The 17,509-nt window shown below is 65.1% G+C and carries 19 protein-coding genes; 3 read left to right on the plus strand and 16 right to left on the minus strand.

Features of this window, described 5'->3' with window-relative positions:
• Nucleotides 1–48: 48 nt before the first annotated feature.
• From VMF11_11525 to carA, 7 genes are read right to left on the minus strand one after another with little or no spacing between them, the layout of a single operon-like run.
• Complete coding sequence (locus tag VMF11_11525; GenBank protein HTU70937.1) at nucleotides 49–675, minus strand: hypothetical protein; 627 nt, start codon at nucleotides 673–675, stop codon at nucleotides 49–51.
• Nucleotides 672–1,310 carry a pyridoxamine 5'-phosphate oxidase gene (pdxH, locus tag VMF11_11530; GenBank protein HTU70938.1) on the minus strand — a complete coding sequence of 213 codons (639 nt, stop codon included), beginning with the start codon at nucleotides 1,308–1,310 and terminating at the stop codon, nucleotides 672–674. Before pdxH ends, VMF11_11525 begins: the two co-directional genes overlap by 4 nt.
• The gene (locus VMF11_11535) at nucleotides 1,307–2,221 is read right to left on the minus strand and encodes a VWA domain-containing protein (GenBank protein ID HTU70939.1); all 915 of its coding nucleotides are present in this window, start codon (nucleotides 2,219–2,221) and stop codon (nucleotides 1,307–1,309) included. Before VMF11_11535 ends, pdxH begins: the two co-directional genes overlap by 4 nt.
• Nucleotides 2,218–2,985 (minus strand): DUF58 domain-containing protein, encoded by a 768-nt coding sequence (locus tag VMF11_11540; GenBank protein HTU70940.1) that lies wholly within the window; start codon nucleotides 2,983–2,985, stop codon nucleotides 2,218–2,220. The genes VMF11_11535 and VMF11_11540 overlap by 4 nt, the downstream gene beginning before the upstream one ends.
• A 16-nt stretch (nucleotides 2,986–3,001) precedes the next feature.
• Nucleotides 3,002–3,925 carry an AAA family ATPase gene (locus VMF11_11545; GenBank protein HTU70941.1) on the minus strand — a complete coding sequence of 308 codons (924 nt, stop codon included), beginning with the start codon at nucleotides 3,923–3,925 and terminating at the stop codon, nucleotides 3,002–3,004.
• A complete protein-coding gene (locus tag VMF11_11550; GenBank protein HTU70942.1) occupies nucleotides 3,922–4,770 on the minus strand; it encodes a hypothetical protein in 849 nt (282 codons plus the stop codon). Before VMF11_11550 ends, VMF11_11545 begins: the two co-directional genes overlap by 4 nt.
• The gene (carA, locus tag VMF11_11555) at nucleotides 4,740–5,828 is read right to left on the minus strand and encodes a glutamine-hydrolyzing carbamoyl-phosphate synthase small subunit (protein HTU70943.1); all 1,089 of its coding nucleotides are present in this window, start codon (nucleotides 5,826–5,828) and stop codon (nucleotides 4,740–4,742) included. The genes VMF11_11550 and carA overlap by 31 nt, the downstream gene beginning before the upstream one ends.
• Before the next feature lie 61 nt (nucleotides 5,829–5,889).
• On the opposite strand from carA, the gene VMF11_11560 reads away from it, so the two are divergent.
• Nucleotides 5,890–6,522 (plus strand): MarC family protein, encoded by a 633-nt coding sequence (locus tag VMF11_11560; GenBank protein ID HTU70944.1) that lies wholly within the window; start codon nucleotides 5,890–5,892, stop codon nucleotides 6,520–6,522.
• On the opposite strand, the gene VMF11_11565 is transcribed toward VMF11_11560, so the two are convergent.
• Complete coding sequence (locus VMF11_11565) at nucleotides 6,516–6,788, minus strand: hypothetical protein (GenBank protein ID HTU70945.1); 273 nt, start codon at nucleotides 6,786–6,788, stop codon at nucleotides 6,516–6,518. The two genes, VMF11_11560 and VMF11_11565, sit on opposite strands and share 7 nt — an antisense overlap.
• A 49-nt stretch (nucleotides 6,789–6,837) precedes the next feature.
• Here VMF11_11565 and VMF11_11570 point away from each other — a divergent pair, with 49 nt between their 5' ends.
• Nucleotides 6,838–7,011: a hypothetical protein gene (locus tag VMF11_11570; GenBank protein ID HTU70946.1), complete on the plus strand. Its 174-nt coding sequence runs from the start codon at nucleotides 6,838–6,840 to the stop codon at nucleotides 7,009–7,011.
• Here the strand turns inward: VMF11_11570 and VMF11_11575 are convergent.
• From VMF11_11575 to VMF11_11590, 4 genes are read right to left on the minus strand one after another with little or no spacing between them, the layout of a single operon-like run.
• Nucleotides 7,008–8,285 (minus strand): dihydroorotase, encoded by a 1,278-nt coding sequence (locus VMF11_11575; GenBank protein ID HTU70947.1) that lies wholly within the window; start codon nucleotides 8,283–8,285, stop codon nucleotides 7,008–7,010. The genes VMF11_11570 and VMF11_11575 overlap by 4 nt on opposite strands.
• A gap of 18 nt (nucleotides 8,286–8,303) precedes the next feature.
• Nucleotides 8,304–9,221, minus strand: a complete 918-nt coding sequence (locus VMF11_11580) for an aspartate carbamoyltransferase catalytic subunit (GenBank protein ID HTU70948.1) — start codon at nucleotides 9,219–9,221, stop codon at nucleotides 8,304–8,306.
• The gene (pyrR, locus tag VMF11_11585) at nucleotides 9,205–9,750 is read right to left on the minus strand and encodes a bifunctional pyr operon transcriptional regulator/uracil phosphoribosyltransferase PyrR (GenBank protein HTU70949.1); all 546 of its coding nucleotides are present in this window, start codon (nucleotides 9,748–9,750) and stop codon (nucleotides 9,205–9,207) included. Before pyrR ends, VMF11_11580 begins: the two co-directional genes overlap by 17 nt.
• Nucleotides 9,750–12,371, minus strand: a complete 2,622-nt coding sequence (locus tag VMF11_11590) for a valine--tRNA ligase (GenBank protein HTU70950.1) — start codon at nucleotides 12,369–12,371, stop codon at nucleotides 9,750–9,752. The genes pyrR and VMF11_11590 overlap by 1 nt, the downstream gene beginning before the upstream one ends.
• Before the next feature lie 142 nt (nucleotides 12,372–12,513).
• Here VMF11_11590 and VMF11_11595 point away from each other — a divergent pair, with 142 nt between their 5' ends.
• Nucleotides 12,514–13,197 carry a class I SAM-dependent methyltransferase gene (locus VMF11_11595; protein ID HTU70951.1) on the plus strand — a complete coding sequence of 228 codons (684 nt, stop codon included), beginning with the start codon at nucleotides 12,514–12,516 and terminating at the stop codon, nucleotides 13,195–13,197.
• Here the strand turns inward: VMF11_11595 and VMF11_11600 are convergent.
• From VMF11_11600 to VMF11_11615, 4 genes are read right to left on the minus strand one after another with little or no spacing between them, the layout of a single operon-like run.
• Nucleotides 13,172–13,549: a hypothetical protein gene (locus VMF11_11600; protein ID HTU70952.1), complete on the minus strand. Its 378-nt coding sequence runs from the start codon at nucleotides 13,547–13,549 to the stop codon at nucleotides 13,172–13,174. The two genes, VMF11_11595 and VMF11_11600, sit on opposite strands and share 26 nt — an antisense overlap.
• A 25-nt stretch (nucleotides 13,550–13,574) precedes the next feature.
• Nucleotides 13,575–15,746, minus strand: a complete 2,172-nt coding sequence (locus VMF11_11605; GenBank protein HTU70953.1) for a polysaccharide biosynthesis tyrosine autokinase — start codon at nucleotides 15,744–15,746, stop codon at nucleotides 13,575–13,577.
• A gap of 8 nt (nucleotides 15,747–15,754) precedes the next feature.
• Complete coding sequence (locus VMF11_11610) at nucleotides 15,755–16,645, minus strand: polysaccharide biosynthesis/export family protein (protein HTU70954.1); 891 nt, start codon at nucleotides 16,643–16,645, stop codon at nucleotides 15,755–15,757.
• Nucleotides 16,642–17,487, minus strand: coding sequence for a hypothetical protein (locus VMF11_11615; GenBank protein ID HTU70955.1), 846 nt, complete (start codon nucleotides 17,485–17,487; stop codon nucleotides 16,642–16,644). The genes VMF11_11610 and VMF11_11615 overlap by 4 nt, the downstream gene beginning before the upstream one ends.
• Nucleotides 17,488–17,509: the final 22 nt, after the last annotated feature.

Here is a 17,509-nt window from a genome sequence, read left to right on the forward strand (position 1 = left end):
ACGTCGATTTGACCGGTGAGCGTTTCCGAGCGGGGTTCTCGGGGCGCTTCAGGGTACCCGAGCGGCGAGACCGTACGCGTGCCGTAACCGCGGGATTTCCTCCGCGTAGTTGCGCAGCAGTTCGCTTTCCGCCGCCCGCACGTCGCCGAACTCAAGATCCATGTCGGTGAGGAGCTCGAAGAAGTTCGATTGGTTCGCGCCTTCGAGGCGCGCGACCAGGCGTCCGTAGCTGTCGGTCAGATACGATTGCTCGTCGTAGATCTCGGCGATACGCAGGCGCTCGGCATCGGGCATCCCGGTCATCGATGGATCGCTCTGTGCGACCTGCCAGGCCGCATCGTGAAGCGAGAGGCGCCCCAGCCCCTTGGGCGCGATTTGCTCGAAAAACGTGTAGAACTGATCGAACGTGAGCGACTCGTCGCGTCCGAAACTCGCCGCAACCTTCGCGTCGATCGCCTTGGCCGCGGCGGTATGGCGCTGTGCCAGCGCGACCAGCGCGCCTTGGTTGAACGAGAGCTCGTGCACGATGCTGGCGACGTTTTCGTGGAGCGCTTCCTGCTGATGCACGTGCTCCTGCCAGCCGTTGACTGCAAGCGCGAGAAGGATCGCGATCACGACCGAGCCCATCTCGATGATGACGTCGCCCGGCTCGATATGGACGTTCCAGCGTCTCACGGCTGGAGCCGCCGGATCGACCAGCCGGAATTGACGCGCGCGTAGCAGAGCCGATCGTGGAGACGGCTGCCTTGCCCTTGCCAAAACTCGACGTAGTCGGGGCGCAGCACATAGCCGCCCCAGGAGTGGGGCCGGGGAACGTCTTCGCCGGCGAAACGTTCGTCGAAGTGCTGCATTCGTTCGCTCAGCGTTTCGCGACGGTCGAGCATGGCGCTTTGTTCCGAGGCCCACGCCGAGAGCTGGTGTCCGCGCGGGCGGGTCGCGAAGTACGCGTCCGATTCGTCCTCGGAAAGTTGCGCGACCGTACCTTCGACCCGCACCTGGCGATGGAGCTGCGCCCAGAAGAACGTTGCCGCCGCGTACGGATTGACCGCGAGCTCCGCTGCCTTACGGCTGAAGTACGACGTATAAAATGAAAGACCGCTTGCATCCAGACCCCGCAGCAGGACCACACGCGCGCTGACCCGCCCCTGCGGGCTTGCGGTCGCGAGCGTCATCGCGTTGGGTTCGCCCAGCGCCGGCACCGCGTAGGCGTCGTCGAGCCAGCGGCGCAGTTGGACGATCGGATCGTCGGAGAGATCGCTCTCGCGAAGCGGCGGGCTCTCATACGGGTCGCGGCTCGTCTCGATGCTCATGGGAACCTCCCTAGTGAAAGACCGGCCAGCAGCGTTGCCGCCAGCACCAGTGCCGCCGCGACGAAGAATCCCGGAGCGGCGGCGATCGAACGGCGTTCGATCGTGGTTACGCGCCCGAGCTGTACCAAGGCGGCATGAAGTTGGGTGGCATTTTCAGCGCGCGCGTACGCTCCGCCGCTGACTTGGGCGTAGGACTCGAGGGCGCCCTCGTCGATGGTCGATTCCTCGCCGCCGATCACGTCGCCGTTCGGTGTGCCGATGCCGATCGTGTAGATCGGCACGTGATGCGCCCCAAAATATTCCGCCATCTCTTGGGGATCGACGCCCGTGTTATTGACCCCGTCGGTGATCAAGATCACCACGCGATGCCCGACCGGCGGAAACTCGCTCGCCGCCAAGCGCAGCGCATCGCCGATCGCCGTCGCACCGTTCGGGGGCGGGATCTGATCGATCGCCGCGAGCGTCGCCTCTTTGTCGGCGCTGAGCGGTGCGATCAATTCGGCGCTCCCCGAGAACGTGATGATCCCGATCCGAACGCCGGGCGGGGCTTCCTCGACGAACGCGCGCGCGGCACCGTCGGCCGCCTGCGCACGGGTCGGCGTGATATCGCTGGACGCCATCGATCCGGAGGTGTCGATGCAGATGAAGACGTTGCCGTCCCGAACCGGCATCGGCAAGGTGAGGTGCGGACCGGCCGCGCCGATCACCAGTGCCGCGAGTGCGACGATCCAGCCGGTCCGCAGCGCGGTGGTGATCCATGCGCGCGGGCGCATTGCCGAGCGCAGAAACGCAACGTTCGAATACCGCAGCGCTTGCGCGTCGACACGCGTTTCGGCGCGGCGGTAGAGCGCGGCGAGCGCGACCGCCGCGATGGCTCCAACGAACAACAGCCACGGCGCGTCAAACCTCATGCGCGTGCACCAAAGGCCGCGCACAGAGACGCCGCCCCGTCGTCTTCGTGCAGGATGCCCGTCCGCCAGCCTGCCCGTTCGAAACGTTGCGCGAGCGCCGCTTCGCGCTCGCGTACGCTGCGCGCGAACGCCGTGCGTTCGCGCCGGCCGACGTAGACGCGAAGCGCTCCGCCTTCGGCACCGGCAAAGCGCACGACTCCGCCGAGCGGCAGACCGTCGTACCACGGATCGCGGGCGATCAAAGCGGTGCAATCGCACCATGCGCCCAGCCGCGCGAGGACGGCGTCATGGCGCGCGTCGAGTTCGAACCAATCGCCGACCGCAAGCAGCGCGGTGCCGCGCCGCAGCGCGGCGCGCGCGGTCTCCAGCGCGCCGAATAACTCGAAGCGCGTCGTTACCGGCGCCTGAGCGGCGCCGACATAATCGGAGCCGACGCGCAACAAGCGGTCGCCGCTGCGTGCGCAGTTGAACCACGCGCGCACCGATTCTTGGGCGGCCTGCGCGAGCGTTCGTGTGCGTCCGACCTCCATCGAGGGTGAGTCGTCGACCAACGCCGCCAACGTCAACCCGACGTCTTCGAGCACCACCCGCGTCTGCAGTTCACCGGCGCGCGCGGTAGCGGCCCAATCGATTCGCCGCACGTCGTCACCGGGTACGTACGCCCGCAGCTCGACGAACTCGTAGCCGTCGCCGCGATACATCGTCGGCGAGCCCCCACCGAAGAGCCGCGGACGGCGTCGTCCGCGCAGCAGTGCGTCGCGCAAGGTAGGGAGCACCAGACTACGGCACCGGGATGCGCGCGATCAGCTCTTCGAGCACGCGCGAGGGACCACCGTCGGCGCCGACGCGGAAGTTGAAACCGACGCGATGCCGCAAGGCGGCGACGGCCACCGCGCGCACGTCATCGGGGACGGTGTAGTCACGTCCGTCCAGCAGCGCTTTTGCGCGGGCGAGATTTGCGATGGCCAACGTCGCGCGCGGGCTCGCGCCGTAATCGATGCTGGCGTGCCGGGCCTCGCGCGTTACCACCACGAGCTCGACGATGTAGCGCTTGAGCGCGTCGTCGACGTGAACGGCGTGCGCCGCGGCGCGCCAGGCGCGTACCGCTTCGAGCGTGGCGACGGGGCCGATCACGGGCGCGCGGTTGATAGCGAACCGCTCGAGAATCGCGAACTCGTCGGTGCGCGAGGGATAGTCGAGATCGATCTTGAGCAGAAAGCGGTCCATCTGTGCGATCGGCAAAGCGTAGGTTCCCTCGGAATCGAGCGGATTCATCGTGGCCATGACGATGAACGGGTCGGGCAGGCGATGTGTTTCCGGTCCGATCGTGACTTGGTTTTCCTGCATCGCTTCGAGCAAGGCGGATTGCACCTTCGCGGGCGCGCGGTTGATCTCGTCGGCGAGCACGACGTTGGCGAAGATCGGACCCCGCACCGTGCTGAATGCCGTCTCGCGCTGATCGAAGATGCGGGTGCCGATGATGTCGCTCGGCAAGAGATCGGGCGTAAACTGAATGCGCTTGAATTCGCCGTGCAGTGCGTCGGCGAGACTGCGGCACGCGAGCGTCTTGGCCAGACCCGGCGGTCCTTCGAGCAGAACGTGGCCGCCGCAGAGCAACGCGAGCAAGAGCCCCTCGATGACGCCCTTTTGTCCGACGATCGTGCGTTCGATCGCGTTTCGTACGATGCCCGGTCCCGTACTCACGTCATGCGCTCCAATTGGGCGATTGCGGCGGCGATCGCGGCGGAAAGGTCGGCGTCGTGCGTGAAGCCCGCACGTTCGAGCGCGCGAAGAAGATCGCGCAGATCGGGCGTCGAGGCGGCGGGGCGGCGAAGCACGTCGTTGAGCGTTTCGGCATCGCTCGCACCAACCATCCGCCGGACGGTCGATCGAGCGCGCATCGCGCCGACACGATTGCGCTGTGCGCGCAACACGCCGAGCGCCTCGCGCAGCATCGCACGCGGATCGGCCGCCACCACCGGCACCGGCCGGGCGAGCGTGATGACCGGTGCGGACGGCGGCACGCGGCGGCGGCGCAGAACGACGAAGGCGAGCAGGGCGGCGGCGACGAGGAGGGCAGGGAGCAGGGCGTTCGAGCCGTGGTAGGACGGAGCGAGCGGAAGCAAACCGGCGACGTGCAGCGTGAGCGAATTCGAGAAGTATCGCTTGGCCTTGCCGTCGCGCGCGTCGATCGCGTCGAACGTAACCGGCGCGACCGTGATCGAGCCCGAATGGTGTGCAACCACGGTGATGACTTCGCGATAGGTCGTGCCGCCGGCGGCGGCGACGACCCCGTGCTCGTCGCCGAGCAGCTCGAGCTCGGCGAGAATGGGGAGATCGAGGTTGTCGAATTCGCTGACCCGCTCGCGAACGTGCGCGGTGATCACCAAGTGGAAGGGCGCTTCGACGTGCGGCGTCAAGGTGTCGGCGGAGAGGGTGAGCGCCGTGACGGTGACCCGCTGAAGGCTCTGCGCACTCGCCGCCGTCGATAATTCGGCCGCGAACAGTACGAGCGCCGCTAGCGAACGGACGAAATCGAGCCGAGCCATTGGGCGAAGAGACGGCGCGCGTCGAACGGTCCCGGCGAGGCTTCGGGATGAAATTGTACCGCCGCAATCGGAAGGCGGCGATGCCGGAATCCCTCGTTCGTCCCGTCATTGAGGTTGGTCATCGTCGCTTCCAAATCATCGGGCAACGAACGGGCGTCGACCGCATAGCCGTGATTGTGCGCAGTGATCAGCACTTCGTGTTCGATCAGATCCTTCACCGGCTGATTTCCGCCTCGATGTCCGTACGGCAATTTGTACGTTTGCGCACCGCACGCGAGCGCGAGCAGTTGATGTCCGAGGCAAATGCCGAAGAGCGGCTTGCGCCCGATCAGCGCGCGCAGCGTTTCGACCGTCCCTTGGAGATCGGTCGGATCGCCCGGACCCGGCGAGATGAAGATTGCATCCGGATCACCTTCGAGCACGTCTTCTTCGGTCGCATCGTAGGGTAGCACGGTGACCTCGCTGCCCAGTGCCGTGAGCTCCCGCAATATCGCGCGTTTGACCCCGCAGTCGATCAGTGCTACACGCGCACCGCCGCGCGTTCCCTCGACGTGAGGTTCGCGCGCGGCAACGCTCGGAACCAAATGCGCGGTCGTTGCGGTGCGTACGAAACGCGCAAGCTCGTCCTCAGCCCGCTCGAGCGCGGCTTCGCCGACGGCAATCGCCGCCCAAATCGTTCCGTGCTCGCGCAGCGCGATAGTGACGGCGCGCGTGTCGGCGCCGACCATCGTCGGAACGCGCTGCTCGTCGAGCCACGCCGGCAGGCTCATCTTGCTCAGGTAATGTGAAGGATGGTAGGCGATCTCTTTGACGATCGCGCCCGAAACGCACGCGCGCGGATATTGCGCGGCACTCCCCGAGACGCCGTAATTTCCGATCAGCGGATAGGTGAAGGTCAGGATCTGCCCCGCGTACGACGGATCGGTCAGCGCCTCTTCGTAGCCGGTCATGCCGGTGTAAAAAACCGCTTCGCCGAGGGCCAATCCCTGATAGTCGAGACCGCTGCCGTCGAAGCGCGAGCCGTCGGCGAGAAAGAGCGACGCGGGGATGCTGGTCATGCTAAAGAACAGGCGGTTAGGCGCAGGGCCCTCGCAAACCTGGAAGTAAGGCACCGGTGGAATGGACTGGCACTTTGGCGCCACCGCGTTTGCGACGGCGATCACGATCATCGACCCGATCGGCATGATCCCGATCACGGCCGCGACGACCGCGCACTTCGAGAGCGGCAAGCGCAACCGCATCGTCGATCAGGCGGTGATCGTTGCGGCGGTCGTGATGTTCGCGATGGGTCTGGTCGGACCATGGCTGCTCGACTATCTCGGGATCACCCTACCTGCATTCGGGATCGCCGGCGGCATTCTGCTCCTCCTGATTGCGATCGACATGCTCTTCGCACGCCCAACCGGCGCACGCGCCACGAGCGAAGAGGAACGCCGCGCGCGCGAAGGCGAAAACCCGGCGGTCTTTCCGCTCGCGATTCCGATGATTGCCGGCCCCGGAACGCTCGCGACCGTCCTCTTGCTGGTGAACCTCACGCACGGAAATCCGGGGCGGATCGCCTTGGTCTTCGTTGCCTACGCTGCGGCGCTCGCAATCGCGTGGTTATGCATGCGCGGGGCGGCACGGTATCTGCATCGCCTCGGAACGACCGGGATTCACGTCATCACCCGCGTGCTGGGCATCATCCTCGCCTCGCTGGCGGTGCAATTCGTGATCAACGGCCTCATCCAGACGCCGCTATTCCGTCACTGATGATGAAAGATGACGGTACCGATCGTCGTGATCCACGTGCCGACGACGAGCGCGTAGGTTCGCCACTGGCCCGTATCGATTTTTCGTTCGATTTCCGCACAGCGTGAATCGATCTGGGCGAAACGCGCGTCGATCTGAGCGAAACGCGAGTCCACTTGCCCGAACCGCGCATCGATCGTGGCGGCGAGGTCGCCGAGGCGCTTGTCGAGCTGTTCGTAGGCGCCCTCGAGGTGCGCCATTCGTATCTCAAGCGGTTGTGCGCTCATTACGGTTATACTATCACGACGGGGCGATGGCCCGACAAGAGGAGAACCCATGGAAGACGAGGATCCCGCAGCGGAGATGATCCACGAACTCGGAATCGATCCGGCGCTCGAAGTCGACTCCGATCAACGCGCGGAACTTCTCCGGCGCTGGCACAAAGAGCCACCCGGTGACGGAAAGCATCACGAGCCGGATATCAGGGGCGACCTCGAGGGCGACGCTTAGCGAACGCAGCTCTCCGCGTCTTGGTAACGCAGTTCGCCCGCGACGATCGTGGCGACGATGCGACGCGGCAAGGTGCGGCCGTCGAATGGGGTGCTCTTTCCTTTCGACGCGAACTGCGTCGAATCGACCGTCCAGGGACGATCGGCAAAGATCGTCACGTCGGCGCGCGCTCCGACCGAAAGCGTACCGCCTTCGACTCCGAGAATTCCGGCCGGATTGGTCGAGACCAGCGCCACGAACCGCTGCATCGGCAGGTCCGGCAGCGCTAGCGCGTAGGCGCCGACCGCGATTTCCAAACCGCTGAAACCGACGGCAGCGGTGCGCAGGTCTCCCGACTTTTCCGTCTGCGTGTGCGGCGCGTGATCGCTGGCCAGCACGTCGATCGTTCCGTCGCGCACGCCTTCGCGCAGTGCCCGCGTTTCCAGTGCGCTTCGCAGCGGCGGATTGACGAGTGCTGCCGCGCCAAGTTCACGCACGCTCTCGTCGCTGAGCAAGAGGTGGTGCGGCGTTGCCTCGCAGGTGGCGGCTGCGCCGCGCGCGCGCGCCCAGCGCACGAAGTCCAGTCCGCGGGCGGTGGAGAGATGCGCGATGTGCCATGCCTTGCGGCTCTCGATCCCGAGCAGCAGATCGCGCGCAACGATTACCTCTTCGGTGATGCCCGGTGCTCCGGCGACACCGAGCGCTCGCGAGACCTCGCCGAGATTCATGACCGCATTGCCCTTGAGGTGCTCGTCCTCCGCGTGCGAGATGAAGACGCCGGGCACGCTCGCCGCCTGCAATGCCGCATCGAGCAGGACGCGCGCGTTCATGACCGTGTGCCCGTCGTCCGAAAAGGCGACGGCGCCGGCGCGCGCCAGCGCCGCGAACTCGACCGGCTCTTCTCCCGCGCGGGCGAGCGTAATCGCCGCGATCGGATAGACACGAGCCCGTGCGTCGCGCGCGACGATCCTCTCGAGTTGCGCAAGCGTAGCCGGCGTGTCGAGAGCCGGATTCGTGTTCGGCATGCAGGCCACGGCGGTGAAGCCGCCGCGCACGGCGGCGAGCGTTCCGGTGGCGATCGTCTCCTTCTCCGGATTGCCGGGTTCGCGCAGGTGAACGTGCATGTCGATAAATCCCGGCGCGACGATGCAACCGCGCGCCTCGATGATCGACTCGTCCGGCCTCGCGCGCAAGTGCTCGCCGATCTCCGTCACCACCGCGCCCTCGCTGCGCAGGTCGCGGAGCGCATCGATGCCCGCTGCGGGATCGACGAGCCGCCCTCCCCGGATCAGCATCTTGCGGACTTTGCCCGGCTACGAGACGCGCTCGCGCGCGCCGTTCACCAGCAAATCCAACACCGCCATGCGGATGTAGACGCCGTGATGCACCTGCCGCGCGTAACGCCAGCCGGTAAACTCGAGCACGGTGTCGTCGAGTTCCATGCCGCGGTTGTAGGGCCCCGGATGCATCACGATCGCGTGCCGCGAGAGATGCTTCAGCCGCGTGCCGTTGAGTTGGTACTTCTCGATGTACTCCCGATCGCCGATCGGCATCTCCGCGAAGCGTTCGCGCTGGATGCGCAAGAGGATCACCGCGTCGGCAGCGCGGAGAGCTGAATCCAGATCGCGCTCGATACGCGCGCCCGCGACCGCGTCCTGCGGTTGCAGAAATGCTTCGGGACCGACCAGCACGGCGCGTGCGCCCAGGCGTGCCAGCCCGTGGATCGTCGAATGCGCGACACGCGAGTGCGCGATGTCTCCGACGATCACGATGTTGCGGCCTTCGAGCGAACCGAACTCGTCGCGTAAGGTGAAGATGTCGAGCAGCGCCTGCGTCGGATGCGCGTGGGCTCCGTCGCCGGCGTTGATCACGTGGCCGTCGAACGCGGCGGCCACGCGCGCCGGAAAGCCGGCTTCGGGATGCCGAACGACGACGACGCCGATTCCCATCGCGGCGAGCGTGAGCATCGTGTCCTCGATCGTCTCGCCCTTGGTCGCCATGCTGATGTCCTTGGGCGAGAGGTTGACGACGTTGGCGCCCAGCCGCAGTTGCGCCAGATTGAACGACGTGAACGTACGCGTGCTCTGCTCGAAGAAGACGTTCACGGTATCGACGCCTTCCAGCAGCCGTCCCGGCGCATGCGCCTCGAACGACCGCGTTTGTTCGAAGATGATTTCGATCTCCTCGGCGGAGAGATCGTCGAGATCGATCAGGCTACGTCGCGTTCGCATGGATCGACACCTCGTCGCCGGGCGAGACTTGCGGCGCCAGCGAGACGCGAACGTGCTCGCGCCGGCTGGTGGGAATCGCGCGCCCGACGTAATCGGCTTGGATCGGCAGTTCGCGCAAGCCGCGGTCGATCATGACGCACAGCCGGATCGCGGAGGGGCGGCCGAGATCCGTCACGGCGTCGAGCGCGGCCCGGATCGTTCGACCGGTATACAGCACGTCGTCTGCGATGACGACCAGCCGCTCGCTGATGTCGACCGGAATCTGCGATTCCGGCATTTCGTGGGTCACGCGATCGTCGCGGTAGAGGTTGATGTTCAAAAACCCGAGCGCGGGTGCGCGTCCGCTGATACGCTCGATCTCGCTGGCCAGCCGCTGCGCCAGGGCCTCGCCGCCGCGCCGCACGCCGATCAGGACCACGCCGCGCTGCGCGTCGCCGGGCTCGAGGATCTGATGCGCGAGGCGCGCGATCACGCGCGCAATCTCATCGCTCTCGAGCAAGATACGCGATTTTTGCGTGGCCGTCGTCATTAGGCAGGCTCTCCCATGGCAGCAAGCGCCGATTCGACGCGCGCGAGTTCGGAGCGGTAGCCGTCGAGCTTTTCCCGCTCCTTCGCAACCACCTCGGGCGCGGCCTTGGCGACGAATTGCGGGTTGGCCAGCTTGCGCTCACCCCGCTCGACCTCGGCGCGCAAGTGCGCCGCGTCTTTCTTATACCGCTCGAGCAGGAGGGCTCGCGGCGCCTCCACCAGCACCGCTGCCACGCCGCCGTGCAATTCCGGATCGACCTCGATCGTCGAGCCCGACAGGACCGGCGTGAGCGCGGTCACGGCCTGCAATGCCGCCTCGCCGAGCTCGAATGGAACGCGCGCGAGCGGTTTCGATCCCAGCGGCAACGCGAGCTCGACTTTGAGCCGGCGAATCCGCTCGGTCACCGCCATCTGCACCTCGAACGCGGCGGCGGCGGCGTGGTCGACCGGAACCTCGAGGCGATCCGGCCAGCTCGCGGTTACGATCGAGGAGCCATCGTGCGGAAGCGCGAGCCAAACTTCCTCGCTGATGAACGGCTCCACCGGATGCAGCACACGCATTGCGTTGTTCCACACGAACGAAAGCACCGCCGCACGCGTCGTTCGATTTCCCTCGACCTTGGTTGCTTCGACATACCAGTCGCAGAACTCGTACCAGACGAAGCGCCAAAGCGCTTCGGCCGCGTTGCCGAAATCAAAGGCTTCGAACCGCTCGCCGACGGTTGCGATCAACTCGTGCAGCCGCGTCAGGATCCATTTGTCGGCGACCGTGAGCTCAGCGGGCTTCGGCAGGGTCATCGCGCCGGGTAATCCTTCGGGCAGCGCGAGCATGTACCGGGTCGCGTTCCAAATCTTGTTGTTGAAATTGCGCGCCTCTTCGCAACGCGATTCCTGGAAGCGAATCTCCTGACCCTCGAGACGCATCTGGCGGAGGATGCCCATCCGGGTCGCATCGGCGCCGTAGCGATCGACCAGGTCCATCGGATCGATCGCGTTGCCCAGCGACTTCGACATCTTGCGTCCCTGCGCATCGAACACGAGCGGCGCAATGAAGACCGTCGGAAAGGGAACCTCGCCCAAGAAATGCATGCCGAGCATCACCATGCGCGCGACCCAGAGAAAGATGATCTCCCAACCGGTGATCAGCACTTGCGAAGGATACCAGCATTGCAGCTCGAGCGTTCGCTCGGGCCAGCCGAGAATCGAGAACGGCCACAGCCCGCTCGAAAACCAGGTGTCGAGCGTGTCCGGATCGCGCGCGAGCGGCGCGCCGCCGAACCGCGTGCGAGCGATCTCACGAGCTTCTTCTTCGGTCTCGGCTACGACGACGTCGCCGCCCGGCGTGTACCAGACCGGCAGTTGATGGCCCCACCACAGCTGGCGCGAGATGTTCCAATCGCGGATGTTCTCGAGCCACTGCTCGTAGGTGCGCCCGTAACGCTCGGGGACAAACCGCAACCGCCCGTCGCGATAGGCGCGCAGCGCGGGCTCGGCGAGCGGCTTCATCGTGACGAACCACTGCAGGGAGAGCAGCGGCTCGATCACCTCGCCCGAGCGCTCGCTGATTGCGACCGCGTGGCGATACGGTTCTTCCTTTATGAGGTTCCCGCTCGCGCGCAGATCCTCGATGATCCGCGCCCGAGCTTCGTACCGATCGAGTCCGGCGTACGGACCGACGGCGATCTCGGCGTCGGAGATACGCGCGTCCTCGTCCATGATCGTCGGCATCGGCAGCCGGTGGCGTAGGCCGATCTCGTAGTCGGTCGCATCGTGGGCCGGCGTGACCTTGACGGCACCGGTGCCGAAGCTTCGATCGACGGCTTCGTCGGCGATCACCGGAATCTCGCGTCCGATCAACGGCAGTACGACGCTCGCGCCGATCAAGTCGCGGTATCGCTCGTCCGACGGATGAACGGCGACCGCGACGTCGCCCAACATCGTCTCGGGCCGCGTGGTCGCGATCTCGAGCGCGTGCGCGCCGTCTTTCGCATCGTAGCGAATGTGCCACAGGTACGAGTCGCGCTCGAGGTGATCGATCTCGGCGTCGGAAACCGTCGTCTGTCCTTTCGGATCCCAATTGATCAGGCGCTTGCCGCGATAGATCAGGCCCTCGCGGTAGAGTGCGACGAAAACTTTGCGAACCGCCGCGGAGAGACGCTCGTCCATGGTGAAGCGTTCGCGCTGCCAATCCGGTCCGAATCCGAGTTTGCGAAACTGCGCGTTGATCGTACCGCCGTATTCGTTCGACCATTCCCAGGCGCGCGCCACGAAACCGTCGCGTCCCAGACGGTCGCGCGAAATACCCGCAGCCGCGAGTTCGCGCACGAGCACGGCCTCGGTCGCGATCGCGGCGTGATCGAGCCCGGGAAGCCAATCGGCGTCCTCGCCGAGCATGCGATGGTAGCGGGTGAGCACGTCCTGCGGCGTATAGGTCGAACCATGACCGAGATGCGCACGTCCGGTAACGTTGGGCGGCGGCATCGGAATGATGAAGGGAGGGCGTGCCGGGTCGGGTTCCTCGTGAAAGAATCCGCTGCGCTCCCAAAAGTCGTAGAGCCGTTCTTCAACGGCTTTTGGATCGTACGTCGGTGGGAGCTCGATCGTTTTTCGGGGTGGAGCCATGCGAGCGCAGGTAGTTCCGCGCTCTCGAAAGATAGCCCTCGGAGCACGCCCGGCCGAGCGCCGCGCAGCAAGGACCGTTGGCCCCGCGATCGGGAGCTACCCGTTCCTGGTCCGCCCGCTTTCCCCGCGTTACGATCGATGCGTGCGAATCGATGCTGCCGGCGCGATTGCGTGGGACGTATCCAATTGGTCGGCCGCGCTCCGCTTCTGGGAACGGGAAGGCGACCTTTCCGGCGCGCCTCTGAATTGCTTGGAGATCGGCGCCCACAACGGCGGCCTCTCGGTCTGGCTCGCGCAGCACGGTCACAACGTCGTCTGCTCCGATCTCGAGAATACGACCGGCAAAGCCCGAAGCCTGGTCGACCGTTACGGCGTCGGTGAGTCGATTCGCTTCGAAGACATCGACGCTACCGCGATTCCGTATACCGGCTGCTTCGACGTCGTCGTCTTCAAGTCGGTGCTCGGCGGTGTCGGGCACGGCGGCGCGATCGAACGGCAGCGGTCGGCGGTACGATCGATGCATCGCGCGCTTCGGCCGGGTGGACGCTTACTCTTCGCCGAGAACTTGACCGGAAGTCCGCTGCATGCCGCGTTGCGCAGCCGCTACGTCGAGTGGGGCGAGCGGTGGCGTTACGTCACCATCGAGGAGATGCGCGCGTTTCTCGAACCCTTTTCGCGGGTGCAGTACGGTGCGGCCGGGTTCTTCGGAGCGCTCGGCCGTTCGGAACGGCAACGGCGCGCGTTTGCGGTCCTCGATCGTCTCTTCATGAACGCGCTCGTGCCGCCGTCGTGGCGTTACATCATGTATGGCGTAGCGACCAAGTAGCGCGCAACGTCTCCACGATCGATTCGCGTTCGGCGCTCTTGTCGAGCACGACGGCCGCGCCCGCTGCAAGAAACGCGTCCTCGCTTCCGCCGCCTCGCGAGTTACTATAGATGACGATGAACGCGTGCGCCGCGAGCGTTCGCGCGAGGCGTACGGCCCGAAGCGGATCGTCGAGATAATCCGAATCGACGAAGAGCAGATCGGGCTGTTCCTCGAGCAGGATCTGCGGGTCGATCTGTTCGCTTACCCGATCGACGAAGAGCCCGGCCTCCGAGAACACGTCGACGAGCGTCGGCACGAAGAGGTCCTGCGGTTCGACGATGTGGACTTTGCCACGTTCGTGCCGCTCCATCGAACCGCTCGGCAGTTCCTGGCCACTAATGTTGGGCGACCACGATGGGCGCGTCATCGCCCAAGAGGCTGGGAAGCTCCTCGCCGTACGGAGCGTAGTCGGCGCGGCGCGGCTCGACCCGGTTCATGACGAAACCGAGCACGTTGCGAGCGCCCATGCGTCCCAGGCGCTTGACCGCGCTGCTTGCGGCGCGCAGATCGCTCGTGCCTTGCGAGACCACGAGCACGGTTCCGGTCGTGTGATGAGCGAGCACGGCGGAATCCAGATTGTTTGCCAGTGCCGCGCCGTCGAACACGAGGATTTTGTAGCGTGTGTAGAGTTCCTCCAAAAGATCGTCGAAGCGCGGGGATTCGAGCAACTTGATCGGATTCGGCGCGGCCGTTCCGCTGGTCATGATCGCAAGACCGGTGCGCTTGTCGATTTGGACGGCCTGGGCGATCGAGCAGGCGCCGACCAACACGTCGGAGAGGCCGCGTTCGTTGGGAAGATGGAGTTTGGCGTGCAGAGAGGGGCGGCGCAGGTCGCCGTCGACCAACAGCACCGAACCGTCGATTTCGTTCAGTGCGAGCGCGACGTTGAGCGCGACGGTGGATTTGCCGTCACCCTGCGCGGGACTCGTGATCGTCAGCGAACGCAGCGGTTGGTCGGTCGAATATTTGATGTTGGTGACCAGCTGCAGGAACGAGTCGAGCGCAAGCGCCTTGACCCACGGAACGATCGGTGCGCCGTTGCGCAGCTGCACGAACGGCACCGAGCCCACCTGCGGAATCGCCAGCTCTTCTTCCACTTCACGCTCGTCGCGAATCGAGTTGTCGAGGTAATCGAGCACCAAGGCCCCGGTGACCCCGAGCACCAGGCCGAGAACGAGCGAGATGAGGAAGTTCAGCATCAGGCTGGGCCGCACGGTGGCGCCCGCCGGGCTCGCCGGTTGGGTGATCGTGACGTCGGAGATGGCGGTTTCCGAGGCGACACGCGCATCGACGTACTTCTGCTGCAGCGCCGAATACACGTCTTGCGCCGATTTGGCGCTGCGCTGGAGATCGGCCAGCTGCGCCGCTTGCGCCGGCAGGGCCGCGAGCGCGGGCTGCGCGTCGTGCAGTTGACGCTGCAGCTCCGCAACCTGCGCGTTGTCGGCCGCCGCCTGTGAACGAGCCTGCTCCGCCTGCTGTTGGAGCTGCTGATAGACGGGATTGGGGACTTGACTCGTGTTGGCAACGACCGTCTGCTGTTCCTTGGCGATCTGTCGCTGCAACTGCGTTTGCTGCGCCTTGAGCGCGATCACCGCCGGATACTTGTTGGTGTACTGCTGCTCGTCTTGCTGGAGCTGGACGTCGACTTGCGTGAGTTGATTCTGCAGGCTGGCAACCACCGGGTTTTGCGCGGTCGTCGTGTTGCCCGTGATGTTGGCCGGAATCGTACGCATCTGCGAATCATCCGACGCGAGCTGCGCCTGAGCTTGCTGCAGATCGGTCTGGGTTTGGTCCAGCTTCGCGTCCAGAGCCGCCATGTTTGTAATCGTAGCCTGCGTCTGCTCGTCGATATTGGCGATGCGATGGGTCGTTTCGAAGGCTGTAAGACGGTTTTGCGCGTCGTTCATCCGCGTCTGGGCGGCCGGGAGCTGCTGACTCAGGTTGGAAAGCGCGGCATTTGCTTGGCTCGATACCAAATCGCGCTCACGCTGCAGAATCGCCTGGCCGAACGCGTTCGCGATGGCGGCCGAGGTAACCGCATCCTTCCAGCTCACCGAAACGGCGAGAATATTCGTGTTTGTGATCGGCGCGACCGTCACGTGCTTCAACAACGTGTCCGGGCTCACGTGTAGATCGAGTTGATCGATAACTCGCTGCACGACCGGCGTTTCGACAAAGAGCTCCGCGTACGTTTCGGAGGTCTGCATTCCACTTGCCAATACGAGCGCATTGAGCACGGGTAAGTTCGTTTGCGTCGATGGATCGTCCGCAGCCGGACCGTTTTCGTTGCCGGCGATCACTTTGATCGTCGTCGTGTAGGATTTGGGCCACACCATCGTTCCGATGACCACGAGCGCGACGAAGCCCACGAAGATTTGCAGAATCGCCGCGCGCCGGCGCACGATCGTGCGCCACAGCGAGGCGAGCTCGCGCTGGCGGTCCGAGACGGTTGGTTCGACGCTGCCCCCGGTCAGAGCCATCGGCGTCGTGGTCGTTAGTCCGTTCATCGCGATCCTTATGGAATGAGGAGGCGGCCGAGAATGTCCAGGATGCCTGCGTTGGTCAAGAGCGATCCCGTCTTTTGGCGCATCTGAGGAACGTAAATTTCGTCGCCCTTCTGCAACGCGATGTCGGCGCTGCCGTCACCGTGCAGGAGTGCCTGGTAGAGGTTGATCGAGAACGTCTGCATCTTGCCGTCGGGTAGTGTACGGAGAACCTTGACGTGATTGAGGTCCGAGTTGGCTTGCGTACTGTCGCCGGCTTGGGCGATTGCCATCGAAACTTTATCGCCTTGCGGAATCTGGATGACACCGGGATGGTCGACCGCGCCGTTGACCGTTACGTCGATGAGGGTCGGACCGGGCACGTACACGACGTCGCCTTCGGCCAGCGATTTGTCCAGGGTGACGTCGCCGTCGTGCAGGAGCCGTTGCAGAGAGACGTGGGTGATGTCGCCCTGTGCGTCGGAAATGCGGGCTTCGGGCAACGCGCCGTTCACCTCGGCAAGGCCGCCGGCAGCGGCGATCGCATCGGTCACGCGCGCATCCGAACGCAACTGATATTTTCCGGGGTTTTTGACGTCGCCGAGGACCAGCACGTTCGGCTGGGCAAGCTGTGTGATGGCGATACTGACGAACGGGTGCCGTACGTATTGCGCGAGTTTGTCGCTCAGATCGGCGGTAGCCGCAGTCACCGTTTTACCGCCGACGCTCACGCGGCCGACCAACGGGTATTCGATCGTGCCGTCCGACATCACGGTGACGTTCTCCGAAAGCGACTGCTGTCCGTAGACTTGGACGTTGAGCTGGTCGCCCGGATGAATGATCTGCGCCGGGAGCGCGGATGCGCCCATCGCGGCGGGCGCTAGGCCCGCCGCGAGCAACAGCGTACGCAGGAAACGGATCACGGCGTAGGCGCTCCCGTGCACTCGCCCTCTCCGGGGCAGGGTGTCGGCAGAGTGGAATCGACCGCGGTACCGTCGGCATGAACCGCTTGCAAGTCGGAGAGGATCGTCGTATTTTTCGTGGCACCGGCCTGCGGATTCCAGGCGGGCACGGTCGGATACAGGCTCGCGCCGGCGCTTTGGCTGCTGGTGATATCGCTCATGAGTTTGGTCTCGTTTGCCGAGAGACCGCTGCCCGCTCGCAGGTGCGCTGCCCAGCCGGCGATCGTGTTGAAGTTCCACAGATCGAAGGACTGATCGCTATTGTTCTGCGATTCGTAGTAGATATACAGAGCCGCAGCCGTCGATGCCGTGTCGGTCGTGTTGGTCGAGAGGCTGTTCGGAGTCGAGGACAGATTGAGATCGGTTGCCGGTGAGTTTCCGAGGAACTCCATCGTCCAGGCCTGCGTGCCGTTCGACGCATAGCCGATGATCATGTAATTGCGGCCCGGTACCGCCGTGTAGGTCGGAGTCGGACTGGAAGGTATGGCGGTTGCGCTCGCGTCGATCGTGTAGTTACCGCCGGCATTGGTCGAAGTCTCGCCGGCTTGCGCGGAGCAACCACACGTATATGCAACGGTCGAATTCGCCATCGCGGATCCGTTCACGCTCATCTGCCCGCTGATCGAAGGAGTCGGTGTCGCTCCGGGCGTCGCTGTCGACCCGGGAGCGGTGGATGAGGGCGCGCTGGGGTTCGCGGTCGGAGGTACTCCCCCGCCGCCGCCCGAGCTTCCCGAACCTCCGCCGCCACCACAGGCGGCGAGAGCTGCTACGAGCGCGAGGAGCGCTCCGATTCGAATGTTCATGCAACTACTAAAGCGTCTCGAA

Source organism: Candidatus Baltobacteraceae bacterium, from assembly GCA_035502855.1.
Taxonomy (GTDB): domain Bacteria; phylum Vulcanimicrobiota; class Vulcanimicrobiia; order Vulcanimicrobiales; family Vulcanimicrobiaceae; genus Aquilonibacter.